At 63.5% G+C, this 21,290-nt stretch carries 37 protein-coding genes; 16 read left to right on the forward strand and 21 right to left on the reverse strand.

Annotated features, from left to right (window positions below; genetic code table 11):
• The first annotated feature begins 94 nt into the window (after nt 1-94).
• Nucleotides 95-445, forward strand: coding sequence for a hypothetical protein (locus ACQKQD_RS18255; protein ID WP_427509101.1), 351 nt, complete (start codon nt 95-97; stop codon nt 443-445).
• Between the two features lies 1 nt (nt 446).
• The gene (locus ACQKQD_RS18260; protein WP_427509102.1) at nt 447-950 is read left to right on the forward strand and encodes an HNH endonuclease; all 504 of its coding nucleotides are present in this window, start codon (nt 447-449) and stop codon (nt 948-950) included.
• Nucleotides 951-1,022: 72 nt separating this feature from the next.
• Here the strand turns inward: ACQKQD_RS18260 and ACQKQD_RS18265 are convergent, their stop codons facing one another.
• Nucleotides 1,023-2,321 (reverse strand): ISL3 family transposase, encoded by a 1,299-nt coding sequence (locus ACQKQD_RS18265; RefSeq protein WP_427509103.1) that lies wholly within the window; start codon nt 2,319-2,321, stop codon nt 1,023-1,025.
• Entirely contained in the window at nt 2,318-2,512 is a 195-nt protein-coding gene (locus ACQKQD_RS18270) for a hypothetical protein (RefSeq protein ID WP_427509104.1), read from the reverse strand. Before ACQKQD_RS18270 ends, ACQKQD_RS18265 begins: the two co-directional genes overlap by 4 nt.
• 117 nt (nt 2,513-2,629) lie before the next feature.
• On the opposite strand from ACQKQD_RS18270, the gene ACQKQD_RS18275 reads away from it, so the two are divergent.
• From ACQKQD_RS18275 to ACQKQD_RS18285, 3 genes are all read left to right on the forward strand, one after another.
• Nucleotides 2,630-2,827: a hypothetical protein gene (locus ACQKQD_RS18275; protein WP_427509105.1), complete on the forward strand. Its 198-nt coding sequence runs from the start codon at nt 2,630-2,632 to the stop codon at nt 2,825-2,827.
• Nucleotides 2,827-3,246 carry a hypothetical protein gene (locus ACQKQD_RS18280; protein WP_427509106.1) on the forward strand — a complete coding sequence of 140 codons (420 nt, stop codon included), beginning with the start codon at nt 2,827-2,829 and terminating at the stop codon, nt 3,244-3,246. The genes ACQKQD_RS18275 and ACQKQD_RS18280 overlap by 1 nt, the downstream gene beginning before the upstream one ends.
• 69 nt (nt 3,247-3,315) lie before the next feature.
• The gene (locus ACQKQD_RS18285) at nt 3,316-4,602 is read left to right on the forward strand and encodes an ISL3 family transposase (RefSeq protein ID WP_427509293.1); all 1,287 of its coding nucleotides are present in this window, start codon (nt 3,316-3,318) and stop codon (nt 4,600-4,602) included.
• A gap of 197 nt (nt 4,603-4,799) precedes the next feature.
• Here ACQKQD_RS18285 and ACQKQD_RS18290 read toward each other — a convergent pair whose 3' ends face one another.
• From ACQKQD_RS18290 to ACQKQD_RS18325, 8 genes are all read right to left on the reverse strand, one after another.
• Nucleotides 4,800-5,078 (reverse strand): hypothetical protein, encoded by a 279-nt coding sequence (locus tag ACQKQD_RS18290; RefSeq protein WP_427509107.1) that lies wholly within the window; start codon nt 5,076-5,078, stop codon nt 4,800-4,802.
• 93 nt (nt 5,079-5,171) lie between these two features.
• Entirely contained in the window at nt 5,172-7,049 is a 1,878-nt protein-coding gene (locus ACQKQD_RS18295) for a hypothetical protein (protein WP_427509108.1), read from the reverse strand.
• Nucleotides 7,050-7,104: 55 nt separating this feature from the next.
• Nucleotides 7,105-7,392 carry a hypothetical protein gene (locus ACQKQD_RS18300; RefSeq protein ID WP_427509109.1) on the reverse strand — a complete coding sequence of 96 codons (288 nt, stop codon included), beginning with the start codon at nt 7,390-7,392 and terminating at the stop codon, nt 7,105-7,107.
• A gap of 245 nt (nt 7,393-7,637) precedes the next feature.
• Nucleotides 7,638-8,075 (reverse strand): hypothetical protein, encoded by a 438-nt coding sequence (locus ACQKQD_RS18305; protein WP_427509110.1) that lies wholly within the window; start codon nt 8,073-8,075, stop codon nt 7,638-7,640.
• 23 nt (nt 8,076-8,098) lie between these two features.
• Nucleotides 8,099-8,557 (reverse strand): hypothetical protein, encoded by a 459-nt coding sequence (locus tag ACQKQD_RS18310; RefSeq protein ID WP_427509111.1) that lies wholly within the window; start codon nt 8,555-8,557, stop codon nt 8,099-8,101.
• Nucleotides 8,554-8,985, reverse strand: a complete 432-nt coding sequence (locus tag ACQKQD_RS18315) for a penicillin-binding protein (RefSeq protein WP_427509112.1) — start codon at nt 8,983-8,985, stop codon at nt 8,554-8,556. The genes ACQKQD_RS18310 and ACQKQD_RS18315 overlap by 4 nt, the downstream gene beginning before the upstream one ends.
• Nucleotides 8,982-9,197 carry a hypothetical protein gene (locus tag ACQKQD_RS18320; protein ID WP_427509113.1) on the reverse strand — a complete coding sequence of 72 codons (216 nt, stop codon included), beginning with the start codon at nt 9,195-9,197 and terminating at the stop codon, nt 8,982-8,984. Before ACQKQD_RS18320 ends, ACQKQD_RS18315 begins: the two co-directional genes overlap by 4 nt.
• A 58-nt stretch (nt 9,198-9,255) precedes the next feature.
• Nucleotides 9,256-9,552 carry a hypothetical protein gene (locus ACQKQD_RS18325; RefSeq protein WP_427509114.1) on the reverse strand — a complete coding sequence of 99 codons (297 nt, stop codon included), beginning with the start codon at nt 9,550-9,552 and terminating at the stop codon, nt 9,256-9,258.
• 105 nt (nt 9,553-9,657) lie between these two features.
• Here ACQKQD_RS18325 and ACQKQD_RS18330 point away from each other — a divergent pair, with 105 nt between their 5' ends.
• From ACQKQD_RS18330 to ACQKQD_RS18345, 4 genes are all read left to right on the forward strand, one after another.
• Nucleotides 9,658-9,936 (forward strand): helix-turn-helix domain-containing protein, encoded by a 279-nt coding sequence (locus tag ACQKQD_RS18330; RefSeq protein WP_427509115.1) that lies wholly within the window; start codon nt 9,658-9,660, stop codon nt 9,934-9,936.
• A gap of 106 nt (nt 9,937-10,042) precedes the next feature.
• Nucleotides 10,043-10,876, forward strand: coding sequence for a hypothetical protein (locus tag ACQKQD_RS18335; protein WP_427509116.1), 834 nt, complete (start codon nt 10,043-10,045; stop codon nt 10,874-10,876).
• A gap of 98 nt (nt 10,877-10,974) precedes the next feature.
• A complete protein-coding gene (locus ACQKQD_RS18340) occupies nt 10,975-11,568 on the forward strand; it encodes a hypothetical protein (RefSeq protein ID WP_427509117.1) in 594 nt (197 codons plus the stop codon).
• A 196-nt stretch (nt 11,569-11,764) separates the two neighbouring features.
• Nucleotides 11,765-12,436 (forward strand): hypothetical protein, encoded by a 672-nt coding sequence (locus ACQKQD_RS18345; protein ID WP_427509118.1) that lies wholly within the window; start codon nt 11,765-11,767, stop codon nt 12,434-12,436.
• 349 nt (nt 12,437-12,785) lie between these two features.
• Here the strand turns inward: ACQKQD_RS18345 and ACQKQD_RS18350 are convergent, their stop codons facing one another.
• From ACQKQD_RS18350 to ACQKQD_RS18360, 3 genes are all read right to left on the reverse strand, one after another.
• Nucleotides 12,786-13,091, reverse strand: a complete 306-nt coding sequence (locus ACQKQD_RS18350; RefSeq protein WP_427509119.1) for a hypothetical protein — start codon at nt 13,089-13,091, stop codon at nt 12,786-12,788.
• 62 nt (nt 13,092-13,153) lie between these two features.
• On the reverse strand, nt 13,154-13,801 hold the full coding sequence (locus ACQKQD_RS18355; RefSeq protein ID WP_427509120.1) for an AAA family ATPase: 648 nt from the start codon (nt 13,799-13,801) through the stop codon (nt 13,154-13,156).
• 608 nt (nt 13,802-14,409) lie between these two features.
• A complete protein-coding gene (locus ACQKQD_RS18360) occupies nt 14,410-14,898 on the reverse strand; it encodes a hypothetical protein (RefSeq protein WP_427509121.1) in 489 nt (162 codons plus the stop codon).
• A gap of 212 nt (nt 14,899-15,110) precedes the next feature.
• Here ACQKQD_RS18360 and ACQKQD_RS18365 point away from each other — a divergent pair, with 212 nt between their 5' ends.
• From ACQKQD_RS18365 to ACQKQD_RS18390, 6 genes are read left to right on the forward strand one after another with little or no spacing between them, the layout of a single operon-like run.
• The gene (locus ACQKQD_RS18365; RefSeq protein WP_427509122.1) at nt 15,111-15,353 is read left to right on the forward strand and encodes a hypothetical protein; all 243 of its coding nucleotides are present in this window, start codon (nt 15,111-15,113) and stop codon (nt 15,351-15,353) included.
• Between the two features lie 2 nt (nt 15,354-15,355).
• A complete protein-coding gene (locus tag ACQKQD_RS18370; protein ID WP_427509123.1) occupies nt 15,356-15,688 on the forward strand; it encodes a hypothetical protein in 333 nt (110 codons plus the stop codon).
• Nucleotides 15,681-15,896, forward strand: a complete 216-nt coding sequence (locus tag ACQKQD_RS18375; RefSeq protein ID WP_427509124.1) for a hypothetical protein — start codon at nt 15,681-15,683, stop codon at nt 15,894-15,896. Before ACQKQD_RS18370 ends, ACQKQD_RS18375 begins: the two co-directional genes overlap by 8 nt.
• Nucleotides 15,893-16,876 carry a site-specific integrase gene (locus ACQKQD_RS18380; protein ID WP_427509125.1) on the forward strand — a complete coding sequence of 328 codons (984 nt, stop codon included), beginning with the start codon at nt 15,893-15,895 and terminating at the stop codon, nt 16,874-16,876. Before ACQKQD_RS18375 ends, ACQKQD_RS18380 begins: the two co-directional genes overlap by 4 nt.
• The gene (locus ACQKQD_RS18385; protein WP_427509126.1) at nt 16,873-17,265 is read left to right on the forward strand and encodes a DUF2513 domain-containing protein; all 393 of its coding nucleotides are present in this window, start codon (nt 16,873-16,875) and stop codon (nt 17,263-17,265) included. The genes ACQKQD_RS18380 and ACQKQD_RS18385 overlap by 4 nt, the downstream gene beginning before the upstream one ends.
• A gap of 52 nt (nt 17,266-17,317) precedes the next feature.
• Nucleotides 17,318-18,049 (forward strand): hypothetical protein, encoded by a 732-nt coding sequence (locus ACQKQD_RS18390; protein ID WP_427509127.1) that lies wholly within the window; start codon nt 17,318-17,320, stop codon nt 18,047-18,049.
• An 11-nt stretch (nt 18,050-18,060) separates the two neighbouring features.
• On the opposite strand, the gene ACQKQD_RS18395 is transcribed toward ACQKQD_RS18390, so the two are convergent.
• Nucleotides 18,061-18,444 (reverse strand): hypothetical protein, encoded by a 384-nt coding sequence (locus tag ACQKQD_RS18395; protein ID WP_427509128.1) that lies wholly within the window; start codon nt 18,442-18,444, stop codon nt 18,061-18,063.
• On the reverse strand, nt 18,444-18,989 hold the full coding sequence (locus ACQKQD_RS18400) for a Panacea domain-containing protein (RefSeq protein WP_427509294.1): 546 nt from the start codon (nt 18,987-18,989) through the stop codon (nt 18,444-18,446). Before ACQKQD_RS18400 ends, ACQKQD_RS18395 begins: the two co-directional genes overlap by 1 nt.
• 119 nt (nt 18,990-19,108) lie before the next feature.
• On the opposite strand from ACQKQD_RS18400, the gene ACQKQD_RS18405 reads away from it, so the two are divergent.
• Nucleotides 19,109-19,396, forward strand: coding sequence for a hypothetical protein (locus ACQKQD_RS18405; protein ID WP_427509129.1), 288 nt, complete (start codon nt 19,109-19,111; stop codon nt 19,394-19,396).
• 40 nt (nt 19,397-19,436) lie between these two features.
• Here the strand turns inward: ACQKQD_RS18405 and ACQKQD_RS18410 are convergent, their stop codons facing one another.
• The 6 genes from ACQKQD_RS18410 to ACQKQD_RS18435 all read right to left on the reverse strand — a co-directional run bounded on the left by ACQKQD_RS18410 (nt 19,437) and on the right by ACQKQD_RS18435 (nt 21,277).
• Nucleotides 19,437-19,670, reverse strand: a complete 234-nt coding sequence (locus tag ACQKQD_RS18410; protein WP_427509130.1) for a hypothetical protein — start codon at nt 19,668-19,670, stop codon at nt 19,437-19,439.
• Complete coding sequence (locus ACQKQD_RS18415; RefSeq protein WP_427509131.1) at nt 19,667-20,005, reverse strand: hypothetical protein; 339 nt, start codon at nt 20,003-20,005, stop codon at nt 19,667-19,669. Before ACQKQD_RS18415 ends, ACQKQD_RS18410 begins: the two co-directional genes overlap by 4 nt.
• Complete coding sequence (locus tag ACQKQD_RS18420; protein ID WP_427509132.1) at nt 19,993-20,448, reverse strand: DUF5681 domain-containing protein; 456 nt, start codon at nt 20,446-20,448, stop codon at nt 19,993-19,995. The genes ACQKQD_RS18415 and ACQKQD_RS18420 overlap by 13 nt, the downstream gene beginning before the upstream one ends.
• Before the next feature lie 61 nt (nt 20,449-20,509).
• On the reverse strand, nt 20,510-20,740 hold the full coding sequence (locus ACQKQD_RS18425; RefSeq protein ID WP_427509133.1) for a hypothetical protein: 231 nt from the start codon (nt 20,738-20,740) through the stop codon (nt 20,510-20,512).
• Nucleotides 20,741-20,798: 58 nt separating this feature from the next.
• Nucleotides 20,799-21,029 carry a hypothetical protein gene (locus tag ACQKQD_RS18430; protein ID WP_427509134.1) on the reverse strand — a complete coding sequence of 77 codons (231 nt, stop codon included), beginning with the start codon at nt 21,027-21,029 and terminating at the stop codon, nt 20,799-20,801.
• Entirely contained in the window at nt 21,026-21,277 is a 252-nt protein-coding gene (locus ACQKQD_RS18435; protein ID WP_427509135.1) for a hypothetical protein, read from the reverse strand. Before ACQKQD_RS18435 ends, ACQKQD_RS18430 begins: the two co-directional genes overlap by 4 nt.
• Between the last annotated feature and the right edge of the window lie 13 nt (nt 21,278-21,290).

The following is a 21,290-nucleotide window of genomic DNA, read 5'->3' on the forward strand; positions in this document are numbered from 1 at the left end:
CCCCGCAAATAGTCAACATGACGTAGATTTCCGTTGCATCTGAAATCGACGCGACGTAGATTATCTACGCGATGTTGATTTGAGGAGCAAGCCAGTGATCCGTGACATCCCCCGCTTCGAGATTGGCTTTGTCACCGACGGCTCTGGCCGCCCGGTCGATGACACGGCCATCGCCTACAGCGACGACTGCGGCATTGAGCGCGAGTTGGAGCTGAAAGGCGAAGGTGCAATCGACCTGATGCCGCACATCGTCCAGGCTGCGAACAGCTACGACGACATGTCGGCGGCCCTGCGCGAGCTTGATGCCATTTTCGACTTTGGCGATATGGACGAGGATGGCGCTGCCGACTGGGCCCAGCGACTTGGTATGGCGGACGGTGCCACGGAACTGCTCGCGGCCTTCAGGTCGGCTTATGCCGCCATCGCCAAAGCGGAGGGCCGCTGAGATGTGGAAGCGCAAGCCCTCTGAAATTCGAATAGAAGGCGACGTGGCCTACGTCGCTTTGACGCGAGGCTTTGAGGCAATCATCGACGTCTCTGACGTTCCAGTTGTCGAAAATTACGGCTGGCGCGTCATGATGCTCAGACTTGGGCACGCCTATGCGGCGAGATGCGGCGACAGACCGGGGTCGGTCGTCTTGATGCACAGAGCGATCCTGGATGCGCCGCAGGGCGCAAAGGTTGACCACAGAGATGGGGATGGCCTCAACAACCGGCGAGGAAACATCCGCCTAGCCACGTCGGCCGAGAATAATGCGAATATGGTCGTAAGCAGACGGAATAAGCTCGGCATCAAAGGTGTTTCGACAGAAAAGAGTGGTCGATTTTCGGCAAGCATCCAGAAAGACAGCCAGAAGCTTTACATCGGGACATTTAACACAGCCGAGGAAGCTTCGGCCGCTTATTTCGGCGCGGCTCGGATTTTATGGGGCGATTTTGCCAAAAATTAACCGCCGCGGCGGGTGCCGGGCGGTTGGGCAGCGAGAAGATTGGGTTCTTCGTCATCCGGGGTTGATCTGAGGTCAGAACGTACCGGCCTCCAGATCGGCCTCCAAGGTTGATAGCTCGATGCCGAGGAGCCACAGCGAAGGTATCTCAGGAGCCTCCGCTGCCCCTTCTTCGCCAATCCTCAGCGAGTAGAGCCGGTCGGCTGGGCCAATGATCCGGCCGTGTTTCAGCAGCGCCTTTGCCCGCAGCACCTCGAAGCTGTAGCCGGTGCCGCTGCGGTTCATGGCACGGATAAGGCCGTTCAGTCGCTCCACGTAGCCGCTCGTGTAGCGGTGCTCGAAGTAGCGAAGGATGTGCGGCCGCCAGTTGTTGATGGCGTCGATGCTCGTCTTGAATGGGCGCTCGAACTCGGATGGCACGCTGGCGAGCCAACGGGTCGTGGCCTCCTCAGCAGCAGCGCGGCTCTCGGCCTCGTAGATGTCGTAGAAGCGTTCCTTGAGATCGTAGGCCGTCGCGAGCGCAGGGTAGAGGCCGAAGAGCCTATCCAGCCGAGTCCTCGTCTCCGGCTTGCAGGTCTCCCAGCGGGCGAGAAAGACGGCTCGCTGCCGCTTCAGCGCGATCCGGTCCTTGTTCGACAGGTTGTGGTAGAGCGCCTTCCGCACGACCTCCATGCCGTAGTTCGCGGTGCGCTGGACGTGGTACTTGTCGATCACCGTCACGGCGTTTGGGAACATGGCCTTGGTCAGGGTGTGGTAGCCCTTCCACATGTCCTGACAGACCACCTCAACCCGGTCTCGGCCAGACAGGGGCTCAAAGTAGGCCCGCAGGTCCACGTCCCTCCGCCCCGGCTGCATGTCGAGCATCGTCTTGTTCGCCACGTCGCCGATCACGAACCGCGCCCGCTTATGCAGGTAGATCTCATCCATGCCGAGGACGCGCGGTAGCGACGGCTTGTAGTCGGCGAGATCCCGCGCGGCCCGCTCTTCGAACAGGCGGCGGATCAGCGTCTCGTGCACTCCATTGAGCGCCGCCACCTGCGTGAAGGGCAGGCGGATCGCTTGGTCCTCAAGGTAGGTCCGGAAGCGCACGGTGATGCGTCGATCGCCGTCTACGTCTGGAAGTTCCTCGTAGTGAGTCGCGCCGCAGAACGAGCACTTGAAGCGCTGCCGCACGACCTCCAGCATCGTCGGCTGGCCCTGCACGGGGTGATCGCGGAAGCGCTGGCGCTTCGTGCCGTTCTTGTCGAGCGAGTGGAGCAGGCAGCACCGCTTCGGAGAGCGCGGGTTCTTGCTCTTCGTCTCAATGATGAGAGTACCGTCCTCTTCGTACTGGCTCGCAACGAAGAGTTTGGAGAGGCGCAACAGGTCCGTCACTCGGTCCCCTCGGCAGCCCCTTTGCTCGGCTTCCGCTTTGCCGCGGCCTCGTCCTTCTGAAGGCGGGCTTCCAGCGTCTCCCGGATGTAGGCCGACATCCGCTGCTCGCCGACGAGCGCGATGATGCGATCCTTCTGACCCGCGTTCAGGCGGACCTTGGTCTCTTCGAGGTTCAACGCGGGGCGGCCCATACGGCGGGCTCTAACCGGGGACGGAAAATGCATCAAGGCACCAAAATAAGAGGGGACGCTTATTGACACCATAAGCGGGGACGGTTACTCTGTCTACATCAGAGACGGAGAGCCCACATGACCCGCCACCAGATCGAGACCGCCGCCGTCGCCCACTTCGAGAAGCTCCTGCGTCAGGGCAAGCGCACCCGCGCCGCGATGCGCGTTCTGACCGGCAAGCTCTGCGACTTCGGCATGTGCCCGAACACCGCCTACCGCGCCGCTCAGGACTGCTACGACGTGGCCGAACTCAACGTTCTGGCGGAGGCGGCCTGATGGCCGCCTCCCTCGATCCCAAGGTTGAGGCGCCCCTTGGCCCCAAGGGCCAGCGGCTCGCCTTTGTCCTGCGCTGGCTGTTTGAGCACTCGGTCGGCGGCTGCGGCATCAGCGTCTCGGCGACGACGCTCTACGATCAGGACGAAGCGTTCGTGTACGACTTCGCTAAGGCGTTCCCCGGCCGGACGCATGACCCGAACTGCGAGCGTGCTCGTGCCCGCGTAAGCCGCGTGCTCGCGCAGGGCGCCGCCGATGGCTACCTCAATCGCGGCCGCCTCTCGAACCCAGACCGGTATCACCCACGCAACGAGCCGACGTGGCTCTACGCCTACAGCCTGTACGAAGATGATCTGGAAGCTTTCCGGAAGGGGAAGCTGACTCCCGAGAGACGCGCCCGACAGAGTTGGGGCGACGCCTGATCAACCCCAAACGACGAAGCGGGCATCAAGCCCGCTTCTCAGCCATCAACCCCGAATGACGAATGACCCATATTTGACGGCAACAGCCGCGAAAGCGTGAGAGAAAGCCTCCGCAAACACGCATATCACTTCAATGTGCGCATCGTCGTCATGGACATGAGCACGCTTTATAGATCCGCTGTGAAGGACGTTTTCGAATGGGCGGATATCGTCGTCGACAAATTCCATGTCATTCAGTTGGTCACGAATGCGATGGATCAGGCGCGCATCGCCTTCACCGATGACTTGCCTCAACCCCTAGCCGCGGAACTGCGTCAGCAAGCTAGGATCTTCAACAAAAATCGCTTCAAGCTAACAGCGAAACAGAAGCAGCTACTCAAAGATATAAAAGCAGCTAGCCCACAACTCGCACGGGCACACCGCCTCAAAGAAAAATTCGAGCGCATTTATTCTTATGCAAACCGCATCGAGGCGGAACATGCCTTTGACGAATGGTGCAACTTTCTTGAAAACACGAAATACAGCAAGGTAAACGAACACTTTCTATCGGTTCGCAACACCGTAGGAAAGGATTGGAGAACAGAGATATTTAATTACTGGACGCATGGCCGATTTACATCCGCGTTCACGGAAAGCATGAACGCGAATTTAAAGCGCATAAATCGCTACGCGAAGGGCCTTGATTTCGAGACTTTGAGGGCGAAGGCCATCCTCCGATATGGCCATTATCATACCAGCAGCGAGATCTATGAGCACCGGCTGCCTATGGGGCTGACGGCGCAGGAACTCGATGAAACCCTTGATGCCCGGATATGGAAAGGGTTCAGCGCAGACACCCTAGCGCGCAGCCTTCGGGCGGGGATGTTTGAGGGCCAACCACCAGATTTGTCGGTACGCCCAGTTGTTCTGCCTGACGGCAGAAATCGTGAGGCTTTAGAGGAAGCCGAACAGGATGAAATCGATGCGGCTTGGGACGCATGCCCAGGCCGACCTAAGCCGTCACCGGAGATGGAGCAGTGGTACGCCAGCCCCTACCGCCCCAACGGCATCCGGGATTGCACCGTCTCATATCCGCTGCCGCCGCTGAGAAACCTGTCTGTCCACGATGAACGCAGGCGCATAGACCCGGCCTACGCTCCTGCGACCCACTTCAGGGGCCGCGGCCGCGGGCACGGTCGAGGCCGGGGCATATCGCTGGATAATCTGCCAGAGCATGAGCGCTGGGCACGCAAGCCCCGCAGCGCGCTGAGCAGGCGCGAGCGGCGGATGCTCAGACTGGAACAGGAGGTCATGGCGGGCCCTTGGCCAGAAGGAGAGCCTACTGTGGAGTCCTTCGATCATCCGAGCCGTTCCTAGACCCAGATCTCAGCCCCAACGCCCTGTGTCCGGCATCGGGGGAACTGCAGGAACTCCGCTAGGCGTGACCTCCAGCGGCGCCAGGCCGACCGCTATCAAGGTCCGGAGAGATCGCGTCGCGTAGAAGTTCGCGCGGCGCATATCCCTGGTGGCACGTCGGACCCGCCGCATGTTCCACCAAGCCAGCGGCGCGAGGATCAGGCGCACTCGTCCGGTCCCAGAGCGTCAACCTCAAGGTCCCGGTCGGTGCCCCGCAGCCATACAACCTGCGAGCCGTGATGGTTCTCGGGAGCGCCGAGGCTGGGTTCCGCATCCCCGCCGTCCTCGGTGTCGGGATCGCCGTCATCGGCATCGAGAAGGGCAACGATCCGGTCAACGATGTCGAGCGCCAGCTCGGCCAGCTTTTCGAATTCCTCCCGAGGGATCGGGGCGGCCGCGGCTGTCTTGCCGCCGGGAAAGCGAACCACGGTGCTCATGTCAGGGTCTCGGGTGCTGTGTGGGACTGGCAGTCCGCCGGCGGGATCCGGCCGGGGCGGTACGCACGGCTACTGGGCTGGGGAGGGCCGTTGTCAGCGGCCCTCGCGCAGAGCTACGGAGTGAGCCAGCAGTTCGCGGGCGAATGCCTCGACCTCGTCGTCGTCGCCGTTCTGGGTCACTGGAGCGGCGAGTATCTGCAGCCGAACTTCGCGCTCAAATGCGCCGTCCGGCACGCGCCGCCGGGCTTCCTCGTGGACCGCAGTCTCCACCGCAGTCAGAGCATCCCCGATCCACTGCACGAGGTCGCCAGCGACATTGAAGTAGGGGGCGCCGTGCTTGTTCTCGCCACTCCGACAGCGAGCGCCCCATGCATGGGCATAGGCCACGCTGCCGATACGCTCTGCCACGTCATGGACCGCCTGCAGTTCGTCCATTGTGGCGGACGCGAGATCCAACATGCCTGCGACGCTAGAGGCAGGCAGCGGCACGGGGGCCGGCCGTTCCTCCTGCTGGGGCTCTGGGGCCGCATTTTCGGGCGGTGTGCCTTCGTGCGTCAGAACTGCGGATGATGCCGCGACAAGATACCGGGTGCGCGCCACATCCAGCAGCTTGCCCCAGCCTTCGAACGTCTTCTGTGCGCTATCGAGCGCCGCTAGCATGGTTCCGGGCACATCCGCATCCCGCTCGCCCCCCTTCTGAATGAAGGCGACCAACTCGGGCTTGCTCATGCGCAAGGTTCGGTCAGAGATGTGCATGCCGATGGCGTGGTGAGAAAATTCCTCCATCCAGCCATTCGGATCGCGGATCGGTATGTCGAATGCGTAGGCGGTGAAGTCGAGGCTGGCGGCCTCCTCCACCGTGGCAGCGTGACCGTCGTCGCTCGCTACGCCCTCGCCCTGCACGTCGCGCCAGAGCGAATGCGACAGGAGCTGATCAGGATCGGGCTCGTCCGTGATCTCGGACAGCAGCGTGTTGCGGCGGTAGTGCGAGAGGGCGCGCAGCTTTACCCGGAAGCCCTCCGCGGTGCGGGCGGGCAGAGCCGCGATACGCTCCGCTAAGGCGACCGCGGCGTTGCCCGCGTCGTTGGCGGCATCATCAAGAGCTTGAGTGACGTACTCGCCGTGGATGCGAACGCGCTCGGCGTGCCAAGCATCCGAGGCAGCCACGATCTCCTCTGCCCGAGCCTGGGCCTCGGGATGAGGCACGATATCGAACTTGCGGCCCGGGTGGTCGACATGGGCGCGCTCGCCTTCGCGGATCGGTCGCAGCACCTCGTGCATCATCGGCATCTTGCGCCGCAGCCACTCGATGTCTGCGGTACCGAGTTGGATGCCTTCCAAAGCGTCAGGGTGCATCCGGTGCGGATAGACGTTCAGCGGATGGTCTGAGACGCGCAGGGTTAGGCAGGCCGGGCGCTCGGGCATATGCCGGTCCGCCTCACGCTGGGCCGCGTTGCAGGCTTCGCAGGCCGCGGTCTCACGCTCCCGGGCGGCCTCGAACTGCTGGCCGAGGTGCAATAGTTCGGCATCAAGGCTGAGATCGTCCTCGGACGTATCTTGCTCGTCGGCAGTGACGGGGTAGCTCTCTGCGAAGGCCAAGGCGAACAGGCCACCGAGGTTCAGTTCGTGCTCAATCTCGGCCATGCGCAGTTCGCGCTCGGTGGCCAGCGGGTAGAGGCGGGCACACTCGGCCGGGGTCAACTCACCCGTCTCCAGCGCCTTGCCGATGCTGTCGGCGGTCCACCACTCAATCTCAGTGCGCTTCAGCTCGGGGTAGCCGTTCGCGAACTGCGTGCGGATGGTGTGCTGGTGGCAGGCGTCCTTGAATGCGGCCTTCGCCTCTTCGCTACCCGGCGCCGGCATAGGGCGGGGCTGGGCAACGACTTGGCTGAGGCTAGCCTTCAAGCCTGCGGCACGCTCCTTCAGCGACGGGCGTTCGGTGATGCGACGGAACTTCAGCAAGTTGCGCATTGCAGGCACTCCGCTTTGCAGGGTTGAAGGTATGCCGGATTGCAGGTCCAGAAGATCAGAGCAGGGAGGCGAGACCGGTGAGCACCATGCCCCCGCCGATGATGGCGATGGCGGCGAACAGCTCGCCAGCGACGTCAAGGAAGCGCAGGGACCGGCTGTGCGCCGTGTCCGGCCGGATCGGCTCAACAGCCTCCCAGGGCTCGACTTCACCGGGGATCGGCTCGTTCGGTAGGTTGAGGAAGCGACTATCAACCGGCAGCCGGCGGGCAGCCTTCGAGCGCCTGGTCAACGTGAGGCTGGAGCAGGCTGCGGTCGTGATCAGGGCGCGCGAGGTCGTAGCCATAACCGGTGCTCCGGGGCTTGAGATGTCGACTGCGAGGATGGAGGCCGGCTAGCTGCCGGTGGGGTCACGTCAGAAAGGTTGGTCGAAGAAGGGCATCAGTGCCGCCCTGCCTTGTCTCTGAAATAACAACTTGAGTGTTATGGAGACGGTTCCCGGCCGTGTCAACGCGCATAGCATCTTATATTTTTGGAGACATACCCGAAGGTAAACGGATCCTGCCCCTAGGGTTAGTCCGCAATGCCGGCTCAGTGGCCAGGGAGGCGACCGACACGGCGATCATTCAGGGCCATCCGGGCGACGATGCCGGCGGCTAGCGCACCGAGCGGCACAGGCAGCGGCTCGGGGTTCAGGGCTACGGCTGTCATGGGCTGTCCAAGGAACAGCGCTAGGTCGCCCACCCGGGCACGGGCCACGTGCCAATCGTCGCCGTAGGCGCCAGCGTTTGGCTCTTCTTCCTTCAGCCACCACTGAAGGTGTCCCTGCAAAGCGAGGGCGCCGAACCGGCTGGCGCACGGGGTGCTCAGGAGCGCCGTCAGAGCGTCGAACGTCTCCTGATCTGCCTCGACCGTCTCGGGGTGCTGAATGTCCTCCGGCGCGGTCTGGTAGGCCTCCCAGGCGGCACGGTGGCGCTCGATCACCGCGTGAATGGGGTCGGGCGTCGCGGCGTGCTCAATCGTCAGCATGTGCGGCAATCCTTCTATGAGGGTTAGCGGCTTCCCTGCAACGCGTCATGGCGGCTTGCAGGTATCTGGCGCAGGGAGACGACGGGCCCGCGTGGGGTGATCGTCTCGGCGAAGTCCTCCAGGGCGGACGCGAGATCCCGAAGGGCCAGCGCCCCGAAGGTGTCCGGCTCCATCCACGTCACGTCCTCGGCGTGGAACTTGACCAGGGCGCGAAAGCCGGCGGGCGTTGTCGGGCGCACCTTCCCCAGAGCGTTGCGGGCGTCCGCATCACGGTCCGCGGCTTCATCCGCCCGGCGCATCTGGACCGGGTCGTCTTCGTTCAGCCCGTCGAGGGCGGAAGTCAGGGCTGCGGAGGTCTCGCGCACGGCCTGGATGGCAGCGAGGATCGGGTCAGGCTCGGCCGAGAGCGCGGAGACGGTGCCAGCCACCATCGTGGATAGGGCGGCGCCAAGCAGGTTGCGGCGGGGGAGATCGCGGATCATGCGAGATCTCCATCAAGGTCGATGGGGCAGCCGATAGCGCCCGGGCGCCGGAAGACCTTCCGCAGGCGGCGCCGTGCCGCGTGCAGGGCCCTAGGATCGCCGGACGTCTCGGCACGGGTCCGGTAGTAGGAGACGAGCGCAGCCGCAGCCTTCAAGGTCGTAGGCGTGAGGGCATGCAGCTCTGTGCGGGCAACGGTCCGGTCCCGGAGCAGGATTGCCCGATATGCGCGCCAGGTCGGCGGAAGCCCCTGCCCCGCAGCTTGGATCTCTTGGGCGAGGCGCCCGCTCTCTCGGTAGGCCGCATCGGCGGCCTCGGCCCGGAGAATGGTGCCCGGGAACGGATCAGCGGATCGGCTGGCAATCGCCGGCATCGGCGTCATGGCCAACAAGCCCCCGATCGCCGAACGGCGGGAAAGGGTGACGCTCACGCCTCGTCCTCCTCGTCCTGCGCCGCGAACCGGGCCTGCCATTCCTCCGGGGTGATGCCGGTCTTGATGAACTCGCGCAGGGGTGGCGGCAGGTGCCGGAACACGTCCTGCAGGAAGCCGCCGGCCGCGTAGGCGGCGAGCTGGTCCTCGGTCACTGGCAAGTCGAGGGTGTTGGTCTCGTGTGAGAGCATCGAGGTACGGGTGATCAGCATGAGATCCTCAATCGCGGTATGTAGGCATAGCGGAATACAGGCATGCAGGAATGCAGGCTTAGTGAGCAGCCATGTGGCGGGCGAGCTTGGCGGATCGCCACGCGGCGGTGAGGCAGACGGACATCGCCTCGGCCCAGGTGCCGCCGAAGCGCTCCTGATGGGCTTGGGCGGCCTTGACGGCAGCAGACATGATGGCGGCGCGGTCGAACTTACCGGCGGCGTAGAGCGGGCGGCGAGTGGTGCGCACCGTCATACCGATACGGGCTGTGGCCGAGAGCAGGCCAGCGAGGATCGTGGGGCGGCTGTCGCGGCCAGCGCGGTCGATCCGGGTCCAGGAGACGGTGCGGTAGGGCATCGGTCTTGTCTCCAAAGTGATAACTTGATCGTTATGGAGACACAACCACCCCTTGTCAATCAGGCCACTAGGTTATATTTTTAGAGACACCAGCGGAGAGGCTTGATGGACCTGACACCGGAACTGTGCCGCGCAGCGCGTTCGCTGCTGCGGCTCGATCAGAAAGAGCTATCGGAAGCCTCCGGCGTCCCCCTGCCGACGATCCGTGCCTTTGAGACGGTTCGCAGTGTCGATGGGAAGCCCGCACGCCGACTCACTACGATGAACAACAAAGCACTTGTCGAAGCCTTCGAGCGAGGCGGCTTAGAGTTCATTCCTGAGAATGGAGGAGGCCAAGGTATTCGCTTCCGCATGCGCAAAGACGGCACCCGCGAAGAACACTAAATTCAGAGCTATCCCGAGCCTATCGCTCGAACTTATGGCTGGAACATTTTAGCAACCGCACTTGTGCGCCACCGAAACCTTACCGATTTGGAAGGGATCCGAGACAATGCCGAGGGCTACGGAGAAGGCGAGGGCCAAGGATCGGCGCCACGCCAAGGCTGTCGAGGCCGACATCGCTGACAGCCGGGAGAAGGCATTCAAGAAGGAAACCATCGCCCTCCTACAGGGAGCGTGGAACCTCGATCCCGCCGTGATCGGTGACCGAATGAGCACCGAACCGGGACGGCTGGCCTGCACCCTAACCTTCCTGCTGACGCTTACCCGCGAGGTGATCCGGAACGAGCGGCCGCCTTTCCTCGCAGAGGATCATCCCCGTCTGCGGTTGGCCCACGAAGCCTATCGGTTGCTGCAGGACGTCGTCCACGACAACCGCACGTCCCTGGACACCTTCTTTTCAGGGGCGAAGAAGCTCGGCCGACCGTCCTACTCGATAGACAACCACATCAACGCCATCCTCGCCGCCTGCATCGATCGGCTGGAGACGATCAACCCAGGTCGCGACGTCACTCGGGTCGATATCATCGGTTGGATGCGCGGGAATGAGGTTCTTTCCGAACGGATGACGGGCGATGACGCGCAGGTAAACACCATGTACCACGCGCAGTTGGCCAAAAAGTCGGATCAATTCCAGTATTATCAACGGTTATTCAAAGCCGACAACTATGATGACACCGTGTTAGTCATTGAGCGAGCTGCCTACTGCGTCGGCCTCCGCAGCGATCCCCTTGATATGGGTTGGGCGGTCCGCCAAGCACTGCACGGCGTCGCCATCCGGGACGAGAACGGCAACACGACGCTGATCCCGCCAGAGGTCCGGCACGGCCGAGCGCCACTGCAGGCGCTGCCCAACTCGACCCCTCTCCTCAAGAAGGAAGGCTGACGGTGGTTCGGGCCAAGGGTCGACGCCCCCTCGCCTGCCATCATGAGGCTGGGCACGCTCTGGTGCGCTGGTTCTTCGGCTACCACACGGATCGGGTCGTGGTGCAGACAGTCGAGGCGGTCCTTGCCGGCCGGCGGATCCGGGATAGCCGTGGCCGTCTCGTGTCCTGCGAAGGCATGGTGATCGGGTACGACATATGCGGCTATCCGTTTGGCCGCTTGAAGGTCACCGGTACTCCTGAGGACCAGGCCGAGTGTGACCGGGTCCGGGCCATCAGCCGCGACATCGACCTGATCAACTGCCTCGCAGGCGTCTACGCTGAAGCAGCCTACACGCGGCGTCCGCTCGGTGCCTGTGCGCTGGCTGGCGGTGGCGGTGACATGAGCGACTTCAGCAAATTGCTCCACGCTTGGGATTTGGGTGACAAAGAGTGCTGGACGGTGAGCCGAGCTGCTGAGAACCGGGCTGCCGCGCTCGTGCGCTCGCCCCAGGGATCCGCAGCCATCAAGGCTGTCGCGGACACGCTGTTGCTTCGCGGCTCGATCCCCGGAGAACGCGTCGCGTCCCTATGCCGGAAGGCCTATGGAGGCCGACAATGCACCTTTGGGGCGTGGATGGACCATTGGCCACCGACGCTTGATCAGATCCGGGCAGGGCACATCCCTGAGCGCCGCGCGAAGGTCGCGGGCTGACCCCTCAGTCCGTCCAATCCCCGCTAGGACGGACTGCCATTACGGACTGCCATTCCCGACTGAGGGAGGTTCTCACCGCTTTCGGCGGCATCGATAAACTTGTCCGGTCCCTGTTCTTACTGTCTCCATTTGCCATTCAACAGATTGTCCGACCTCGAAACGCTCAGCGGGAGGTCCGATGCCACGCCGATCAGTTTTGACCGACGAAGAGCGTCAGCAGCGAAGACTAGAGACGCAGCGTCGGTGGCGCGAAAAGAACCGCGAGGAGGCGAACGCCAGGGCGCGCGTTACCCGGGAGGCAAAGCGCCGGGCCGCAGGGGTTAAACCGCGGACGAAGGCAGAGCGGACGCCAGACGGCAAGCGCACCCGCCGTGAAATCACGCCAGAGATGCGGAAGCGCTACCTCACCAACACGAAGCACAGCCCGGAGGCGATAGCCCGAGGCAAGGCGTACCGGGCGGCTTGGAACAAGCGCTGGAGACAGGCCCACCGCGAGGAATATGCCGCCTATCATCGCCGCTGGCGGGCGGCTAAGGGCGAGGCTTACCTTGCCTATAACCGACGTCGAATGTCTAAGGCGCACGCAGCGCGCCATGCCCAGCTAGTCGCGGAACGCGGAGCCTTCGAGGCGCCAACGGCCCCGGCGATGTTGGCTGATCCCAAAGCCCTTTATGCCGAGATCAAGAGGCACCTCCCCGCCAACTTCACCGGGACCATGCGGGAGGACGTGATCGGCGAGGCTCTGGTGCACTGTTTCGAGGGCATGAGCGTCGAAAAAGCTGTGAAGCTCGCTCGGCTGAAGGTCGGCCGGGAATTCCGCGAAGGCAACTTCCAGAACATCCCCATCGAGAAGGCCACGTGGCTATGAGTGAGCCAGCCGGGATCCCATTGCGCTAGACAGTGCCGGGAGCGGGGTCACGCGAACGCGGATGCAAGGAAGCCCGCAGCGGACTGGACTGCCGCAAGGATGACGGCCGCTGCTGTCCAGCGGGCTGCACGGGCGTTCAAAGCCCCGCTGTCTCGACCGGCGTTCAATATCGCGACGGTCCAGCCCATTTGACTTAGCTCGGGGATCACGGGTTCGGGACGCTCAAACGTCCAGTCCGGATCCGGCTGAACGGCACTTGCGCGCAGCCACAGTTGCGCGGCTCGGAAGCCTGTTCCAGCGGCTCCGGCAGCGGCAAGGCCCGCGATCACCGTGAGAATGCTACCAACTGTCACTTCTTCACCGGCAACCGGCGCTCGACCACGGGCGGCTTGCGGTGCTTCACCAGCACGTCGTTGAATGCGTCGACCATCAGGCGCTCAAGCGGGATGTCGAGGTCCTGTGCCAGCCGGGACATCTCGACCCAGCCCGCACGGTTCACCCGCACCTGCATCGTCTTGAGGTCGGAGGGCGCGGCGGCCGGCGGCTCGACCTCGCGCGTGGTCTCGGCATCATCCGGCTCGGTCGAGGGGGCCGCAGGTGGCGGGGCCTTCTGCTCCACGAACTGGTTGAGTTTCGGACGGACCGGACCTGCCATCGTTGGTGCCTCGATTGCGGATTGAAGGAATGCAGGATGTGCGGGTTACCGCGATGCCGCGTCTACTGCTTGCGGCGGAACTCGTGAGCCAAAGCGACCACCTGCGTCCACATGCCGGCGATTTCGGCAGCCGCCCTGCCCTGCGGATCGTACTCGTTCACGGACTGGCCGGAGATCAGAGCGTGGCTAAGGCCGGCACGTTGCGATACCTGACCGGGCAGGACTGGGGCGCCCATGTCGGACAGCATGGCGCGCGCCTCGGCGACGATGGAGATCTCGGCATCCCGAGTCGGCGGCGGCGCGGCGTTGATGACGCAAGCGATCGGGGCCTTGAGGCTCTTGGCCATCGCCAGGGTCGCGGCCACCGCATCGAGGTCGAAGGGTCCCGGGCGGACCGGGACCACTGTGACGGTCGCGCGCGACATCAGGGACGAGATCAGGGCGGCGTTGTGGGGCGGGCTGTCGACCACCACCCATTGAACGCCGTCTTCCTTGGCGGCCTCTAGGATCCCAGGAAAGGTGTTGCCGTCTGCCTTCGCCAACAGGGGCGTGTCGGCCTCGCGGCGCTTATACCAGAAGGACAGGGATCCCTGCGGATCGGCATCGACCAGCAGGGTTTGCCCCTCGCGCTGGGCAAGCGCCCCGAAATGGGCGCAGAGGGTGGATTTGCCGCTGCCGCCCTTCTGGGTCGCCACCAGGATCACATGCATCGCGGCTTTCCCGATCACCGGCAACCCGAACTGCCGGCATCCTTTCATTCCGCGGTTAAGGCTTTGCGGCGAAGCGGGGAAGAGGCTACCCGCAACACCGGCATGCAGGGTTGCAGGTTTTCCGCTTGGCGGTCACCGCCGTTCTCAGCAGGCCAACTTGACCGTTTCAGTCGCCGCCCGCATCTCGTGGGACCCTGCTTTGCCGCCGACATAAACACTCAACCGCGCCTTGGGAGTTGGGATGCCAATCCGAGCCAGGACGAACAACGCAACTCTGACGGTCGGGACACGACTAAGCATCATGGAGGAGCCGCAGGGCGACGGGCATAAGCCCCGCCCTTTTCGCGTCGGCGATGAGATCGAATTTGGGCGCCCAAACGGCCCCTTCCGTTTGAAGGGGACTGTCACCGCCGTACATCCTACCGGGGTCGAGGTGAAAATCGTTTCAACCGGCGACGAGTTTCATATGCGGCGGAAGCGTCCTGGCGAGTACGACACTAGCATAGTGCCAGGCAGAATGGTGGCTGAGGAATGGGTGATTGACCGGTGGATCTCTGGCGCCGGCAATCTTCCGCTGTAGCCAGTCTTGTTGCTTTTAGATCAGGGTCTTACCCCCGAGCGGCCAGCGCTTTCTGGATGACGCCCTTGGCCTCGACCAAGTCGTAGAGGCGCTGCTGCTCCCCGGCATAACTCTGGGTCACCTCGCGCCGGCTCATGCCGCCGGTCCACTGCTCATCCTCGACGCCATCCGGGAACATGATCTCCTGCAGCTCGGCTCGGGCGGGCGAGGCCTCGGGCAGGTTGTGCGGGAGGATGTTCGAGGCGGCCGGGTTCTGGAGGAACCACGCCATCATCTCCCCGCTGATCGCGACTTTCTTGGTGAAGTCGGCGATGGCCGTGTCGATGTGGGTTAGCGTCCCCTTCAGACCGGTCCGCAGCAGGTAGCACAGGGCGTCGTTGATGCTGTGGCACCAGATGTTGTTGATCAGGCCTTCGCCCGCATCGGACGGCTCGTCGAACCCGACTTTGGTCAGAGCCTTGGCGGCCGCCTTGATCTCGGGGGGCATGCGTAGGGCGAAGGCAGAGGTCTCGGCCATCGGTGAGCGCTCCTGATATTAACAGAGCGGAATGATATCATTTGCCGATCTGATATCAAGGACCCAGATTGATACCAATGCCGGCATGCCTGCATCGCGGTATATCTGGAAAGCGGCTTCCCTGCTTGCCTCGATACCGCGGAGCATGTAGCTTCCGATAAATGGTATTCTCGGAAGTTTCGAGCCGGCCGAGTTGAAAGGGCGGTGAAGAAATGAAGACGAAGGTATATCAGTCCCGGGCCGAGCGGGATGCCCACGTGGAGGGGCTGCTTAAGGAGCAGTTCGGCCGCGGCAGCGCCACGGACGTCATCGCGGTCTCGCGCCGGATCCGGGATGCGCTCGCGCCGCTGAGTGCGGCGGGCGTGTTCGACCGCCTGAGCGAAGATCAGGTGGAGGCCGAGGTCCAGCAGGCGGTGCGGCAGCTCCGGCTTGCGACCCGCAGGGCAGGGGCCTGACGATGGCCGGTGTAGGACGCGGCCCCGAAAAGCCGCGGTTCGGCGAACCGTGCAATGGGTGCGGCTACTGCTGCGCGCTCCAGCCCTGCGCCATCGCGCAGGAGTACCTTGGGGCCGAGGACGTCGGGCCCTGCCCGGCGCTCCTGTTCGATCATCAGGACGATCGGTTCCGCTGCGGGATGGTGGTGAGCCCGACCCGGTTCATGTTCCTGCCTCCGGATGCCGAAGCCGACCTGATCCTCGGAACCATGTTCGCGGAGATGCTGGCCGTGGGCCGCGGCTGCGATAGCGAGGACTTCGCCGCGCCGGAGACGGAGGAGCCAGCCCATGGCTAAGCGTCCCCGCCCGCCCGCCATCGTGCCCAACGCCCTGCAGCCCGGCTTGCAGTGGTACGCCAAGACGTACCCGCAGGAAGCCTATGCCCGGATGCTCAAGGTCCGCTCCGAGCTAGTGGCCGAGGGCTACCCGAAGGAAGCAATCAACGCGATCATGGGGAAGGAAGCGGATAAATGGGGACTGCCTCACCCGCCGCCGCTGAAATGACCGACGACACGCCCAACACCCTGCCGGCCGTGCTGCCCGACTACACCAGCGGGTTGCCGGCCGAAGCCATGGCTCTCGTCCAGTCCTACCAGCGGGCGAGCAAGGCCAGCTCGACGGTGCGCGCTTACACCACCGACGCCAAGGTTTTTCAGGCCTGGTGCGACCGGCACGGGGCCGCGGCCATACCTGCGAGGCCTGAGACCGTGGCCGCCTTCATCGTGGCCGAGGCTGAGGCCGGGCGGGCGGCCTCGACCATCAGCCGCCGACTCGCCGCCATCAAGTATGCGCACAAGCTGGCAAAGGCGCCGGATCCCACCGACGACGAAGCGGTGAGGGCGGTCTTGAAGGGCGCCCGCCGCAAGGTCGGTGTCGCTCCGAACCAGAAGGCCGCGGCCACCGTCGACATCCTTCAGATGCTTCTGGCCCAGACGCCGCAGACCCTCGCCGGCAAGCGCGACAAGGCCCTGTTGGCTCTCGGCTTCGCGGGCGCGCTTCGGCGATCGGAACTGGTGGCGCTCGACGTCGAGGACCTGGTTCAGGCGCCCGAAGGCCTGCGGGTGCGGATACGGAAGGCCAAGACGGATCAAGAGGGTAGGGGCGCCGAAATCGCGATCCCACATGGGCGCTACGTCCGGCCGGTGGCGCTGGTGTGGGACTGGCTCGATGCCGCGGGTATCGCGACCGGTCCGGTGTTCCGCCCAGTGTCTCGTTCGGGGAACGTCCGGCAGGGTGAGAGCGTGCGCCTCACTGACCGATCCGTCGCCAACATCCTGCAGAGCTACTGCACGGCCGCCGGCCTCGATGCCTCGACCTTCGGGGCACACTCCTTACGGGCCGGCTACATCACCACCGCGGCCGAGCGCGGCGCCGACCTCACCCGCATCATGGACCAGTCCCGGCACAGGGACCCGAAGACGGTCGTGAGCTACATCCGGCGGGCGAACCTCTTCAAGGACCACAGCGGGAGCGGCTTCCTATGAAGCGGGACATGGAGCTTGTTCGAGAAGTGCTCATGAAGCTGGAGGCGCTGCCGATGCGTCCGGGCTCCATGGTCGTGATCAGCGGTTACGATGAAGAGATGGCCGTCGATGGGCACACGCCCGAAGAGGTCGAGTACCACATGACCATGCTGCGGGATGCCGGCTTCCTCAACAGCCCCGGAGCCCAGCCTGCAGGGAACGGTATCACCTACCGTTCCCTGACTTGGGAGGGTCACGAATTCCTCGATACCGTCCGGGACCCGGAAGTGTGGAAGCGAACCAAGGAGGGCGCGTCCAAGATGGGCGGCTGGACCTTCGGTCTGCTGAAGGATCTCGGGACCGCATACCTGAAGCACGTCGCGAAGGAACGGCTGGGATTAGACCTATAAATAGCCGACACGGATCGCACGGCACTCAAGACCCTAGAGGATCGACTGGCGCATGGACTACGCTTTCGATTTTGCAGGCGCAGTGTTCAAGGTATTCGGCGTCATTGGCATACTAGTTCTTTTGACAGCTGGATGCTCCTTCCTCCTATTTCGATTTTTAGGGTCTCGATGGCTCGAAAGTAAATTCTCAGAAAGGCTCGAAGCCTACAAACACGCTCAGAACAAAGAGCTTGAGCGCGTCAAATACGAAATGAACTCGCTCTTTGATCGATCCTCAAAAATTCGACAGTACGAGTATGAGACGCTACCTGAGACTTGGCGCCAACTGGTAGAGGCTTTCTACCATGCAAGAGACCTAACTAGTGGGCTTCGGCAGTACGTTGACATCTCTCGCATATCGGATGACCGGCTCAAGTCCTTGCTTGAGCGCCAGAATTTCCAGCCGCACGAAGTCGAAGATGTGATCAGCAGCCACAACAAGCTCGATGTTTATAGGAGGATCACTGACGCGAAACACTTCGGCATTGCCAACGATAAGGTATATGAGTTCCGGATAAGACTAAAAAAATATGGGATTTTTATCAACAAACCTCTTGAACAAAAACTAGAGGCGCTAGACGACCTGATTAATACCGCCATGATAGAGATGGAGATGGGGCTGCAAGGCATTGGCTCCGGATCAAAGCACGAGAAGGCTTTGGAGCTTCGCCAGAAGGGGGGCGCCTTGATGACGGAGGTGAAGGAGGAAATCCATAAACACCTCTGGTCGGTCGAGATGCGCTAAATGCGGCAGGCTCAGAGGAGCGCTGAAAGGCTTTCGATGATCCGGTCGCGTTCGACCTTCGCGATGGTGCGCACGTTCGGCAGATGCTCGACAAGCTGCGCGATCACGTCCCGGCTGAGCTGCCCAAGATGGTTGCCTGGCTCGTCCAGAGCGCTCTCAATCGAATAGTCGTCGTACTCGATGACGCCTCGCAGCTCTAGGAAGCTGTCGTGGTCCAGGCAGTGCTCATTGCCGGTATGCGGCAGAGGGAAGTGCGGCTTCCAAAATGCGTTGGTGTTGATGCGCAGGAACCATCCCTCTGCGACCAGCACGCATAGGAACCGTTTCATCTTCTGCGGGTCGGTGGTGCCGTCATAGATGCGGATGACATCGCCGACGTTGAGCGGAACCGGCATCAGAGGCGCAGGCGCGGTCCGGTTTCTTCCAAGTCGGCGATCATCTCAGGGCTCGCCATTTCCCCCTCAAGGAAGTCGGCGTAGCTCATGGTCTGTCGACCAGCCACTTCCGCATTCCGATAGGCCGGATGGCGATGCGACTCGTCCGTGCGTCCCCTGAAGTCGAGATGCGCATAGCGCTCCCAAGCAGCCTCAAGAGCGTCGACATCCGTCTCGGAGAGCCGGTCCAGATCGGGCGCGCGGTGAGGATAGACGCAGTAGCTATTCTGAACCTCGAACGGGAGGTCCGTGCTAGCCGTCTTCAACTCCTCAAGAGCCAGCGGCTCGCGCTTGAGGATGTCGTAGGTCATCTGCGCGACCGGCCCATAGGGAAGCGCGAAATAGCGATCACCCACGATGGGGCGGCCCCATTCGTTGAGGTGGTCCTTGTCTGCGAAAAAGAGCAGCTTGAGGATCGAGTGAAAATCGATGCCCGGCTGCTTGTTGGCGAACCACACAATGACCTCAAGGGCCTTGCGAGGGTTCGTCTGAAACCGAATGGCCATGTCGTCCACGCTGAGCGCCGCATGGGGCGCGATGGATCATGCTGGTTACATCATGTAGCGCGGCCGTCCAAATTTCCCATCAGGCACGATAGCGCAGACTCGATGCGGAGGGCCTACAAATGCAGGGACCTGACACTGAAACCGCAGCCAGGATCATCGCCGAGAATGTCATCTCGGCCTTCGAACGCGAGCGCGAGGGGGCGGGCGGCTTCATCGGCTCGGGCCGGGATATGGCCCTAGCCGGGCTGATGCGCGAGTTGCTGGGCGTGATGCCGACCGATGACAGCGACGTCCTCGCTGCCGCCTGCAACCGGTTCTTGGACAGGCTTGCGACCATGAGCATGCCGGGGCCACGGGTCGAGGCCATTGACCCCGACGATGGCTCCGTGACGATGACGGCGGCCTAGGGTGCGCCGCTGAGGGGATAGGTCAGCCACGGTCACCACCTCATTCCCACGGGGCCGGGGCACCGCGGCACATAGCGGCGTAGTCATCGGCGAGTTCGGGCAGGGTCGCAGTCGCCCAGTAGGCCATGGCACGGGGATCGGACGCACCCGGCTCGTACAGCGTCGCCTCATACCGGCGGGCGGCATCGGCGGTTTGCTCGGGCGTCAGCCGGACAGGCACCGTCCTGCGGGCCGCCTCAAGCCGGGCGATCCGCTCGGCGAGACGCTGGCTCATGCGTTCAGCCCCGGGCTTTCGAGCTTGAACGTGAACCACTTGCGCCCCTTCGGCCAGCACCCGGCCGCCGGAGCCGCAGCGCGCTCCTCCTCGGTCAACAGGGTAGGGGATAGGTCCCGTGGCGGTTCGCCTTCGGCCATCGCATAGCCGCCAACGTTCATCAGGAACACGTCGTCACCCTCGTGGATGGCGTGCCCGCGCTCCCGCAGGATGGTGATGATCTTCTCTCCCGGTGTGCCGCGCGGGGCCTCGACCCGAAAGATGAGGTGCTTGCCGGTCGTGGGTCGGGTGGCCGCGGCCTCCAGCCTCGCTATCCTGTCCATCAGGCCTGCCATTGGCGCTTTCCTCCTGTTGATGTCTGCTCTGCGGCCTGTTCCAGAGCGGCAAGCCGGGCCGCGACGTCTCGGACCTCGACGGCCTTCACATGGGCGTCGACCAGCTTGGACAGTTCGGCCGCTTCTGACGGGGTGATCTCGCCGTCCGCCACGCCCTGCATCAGCGCGCGGGTCGCCTTGGTCAGATCGGCCGCGGTCTCGATCTCCGGCAGCGTGAAGGTGATCGGCCTGTCCTTCCGGACGGGCATCAGACGGTCCATGCACATCCGCAGCGCGACGGTGTCGCCCTCCAAGGCCATCTCGATCGCCTTGCGGGTCAGGGCCTCGGCCTCGCCCTCGAAGATAGCTTCCAGGGCCTTGGTCGAGCGGTTGCGGGACCCCTTCGGACGGCCGCCAGGGTTGCCGCTCCGGCCGGGCTCGAACTGAGTGGCTTCGTTCGCCATCAGCAGCCCCCCGATCCCGCGGTGTGGCCTGTAAACAACAGGAAAAAAACAGGGCGCGGGCTCATCGGCAGACCTCTGCCGTGACATCCCTCAGCGCCAGGTCCGGCCCGGGCGCGATCACGACCCGGATGATGTTGAGGTCTTCGTCCTTCAGGTCGTGGCCGCACTCCCGGAGGAAGGCTTCAGCGGCACCCTCCGGCAAGTTCTTCGGGCCCTCGATCGCGAACCGGCGCACCGTGCGGTGCCGCGGAGGGCGAATAGCGGTCTCCAGCCTCCGGAGACGGGCGTTCAAGTCTCTCATAGCGCTACCTATTCTCAGTCCTCATATCATCAAACCCGCGAAACCGCATTTACGCATTCGCGGCATCCCGCGTTGCAGGTATGCCGGCTGTCCGGTCCGCATCGGTCCCGAGCAGCAGCACCTTGGCCCCCTCGGCGAGGCCATGGAGCGCAGCGGCTGCGGCCTGCTGCCGAACCGCGCGGGCGTCGTCTCGGATCTCGATGGTGACGGCGGCGGTCATCGCCATCTGGCGCATCGCCTCGACGCCCTGATTGAAGGCGGCTCGCTCGCGGGGCGTCATGCGGCCTCCTCTCGCAGGTGGTCAAAAAAGATGCCAAGCTCGAAGTCGTGGTCATCAGTCGGGCTGCCGGCCTTGATGGCGAACACCTCCATCACGCCGTCTCGGCGGCGGATGATGCACCAGGGATCAAAGTCGGGACCGGGCTGGACAGGCCACGCGGCGACCTCTGCGGGCGTCTGCCGGCGCAGGCGATATTCCCGGCGGGGGTGAGCCTGAAACCACATGCGATCGATCTGGGTAGCGCTCATGCCTTGGATCTCC

Source organism: Methylobacterium sp. NPDC080182 (assembly GCF_050281105.1).
GTDB lineage: Bacteria > Pseudomonadota > Alphaproteobacteria > Rhizobiales > Beijerinckiaceae > Methylobacterium.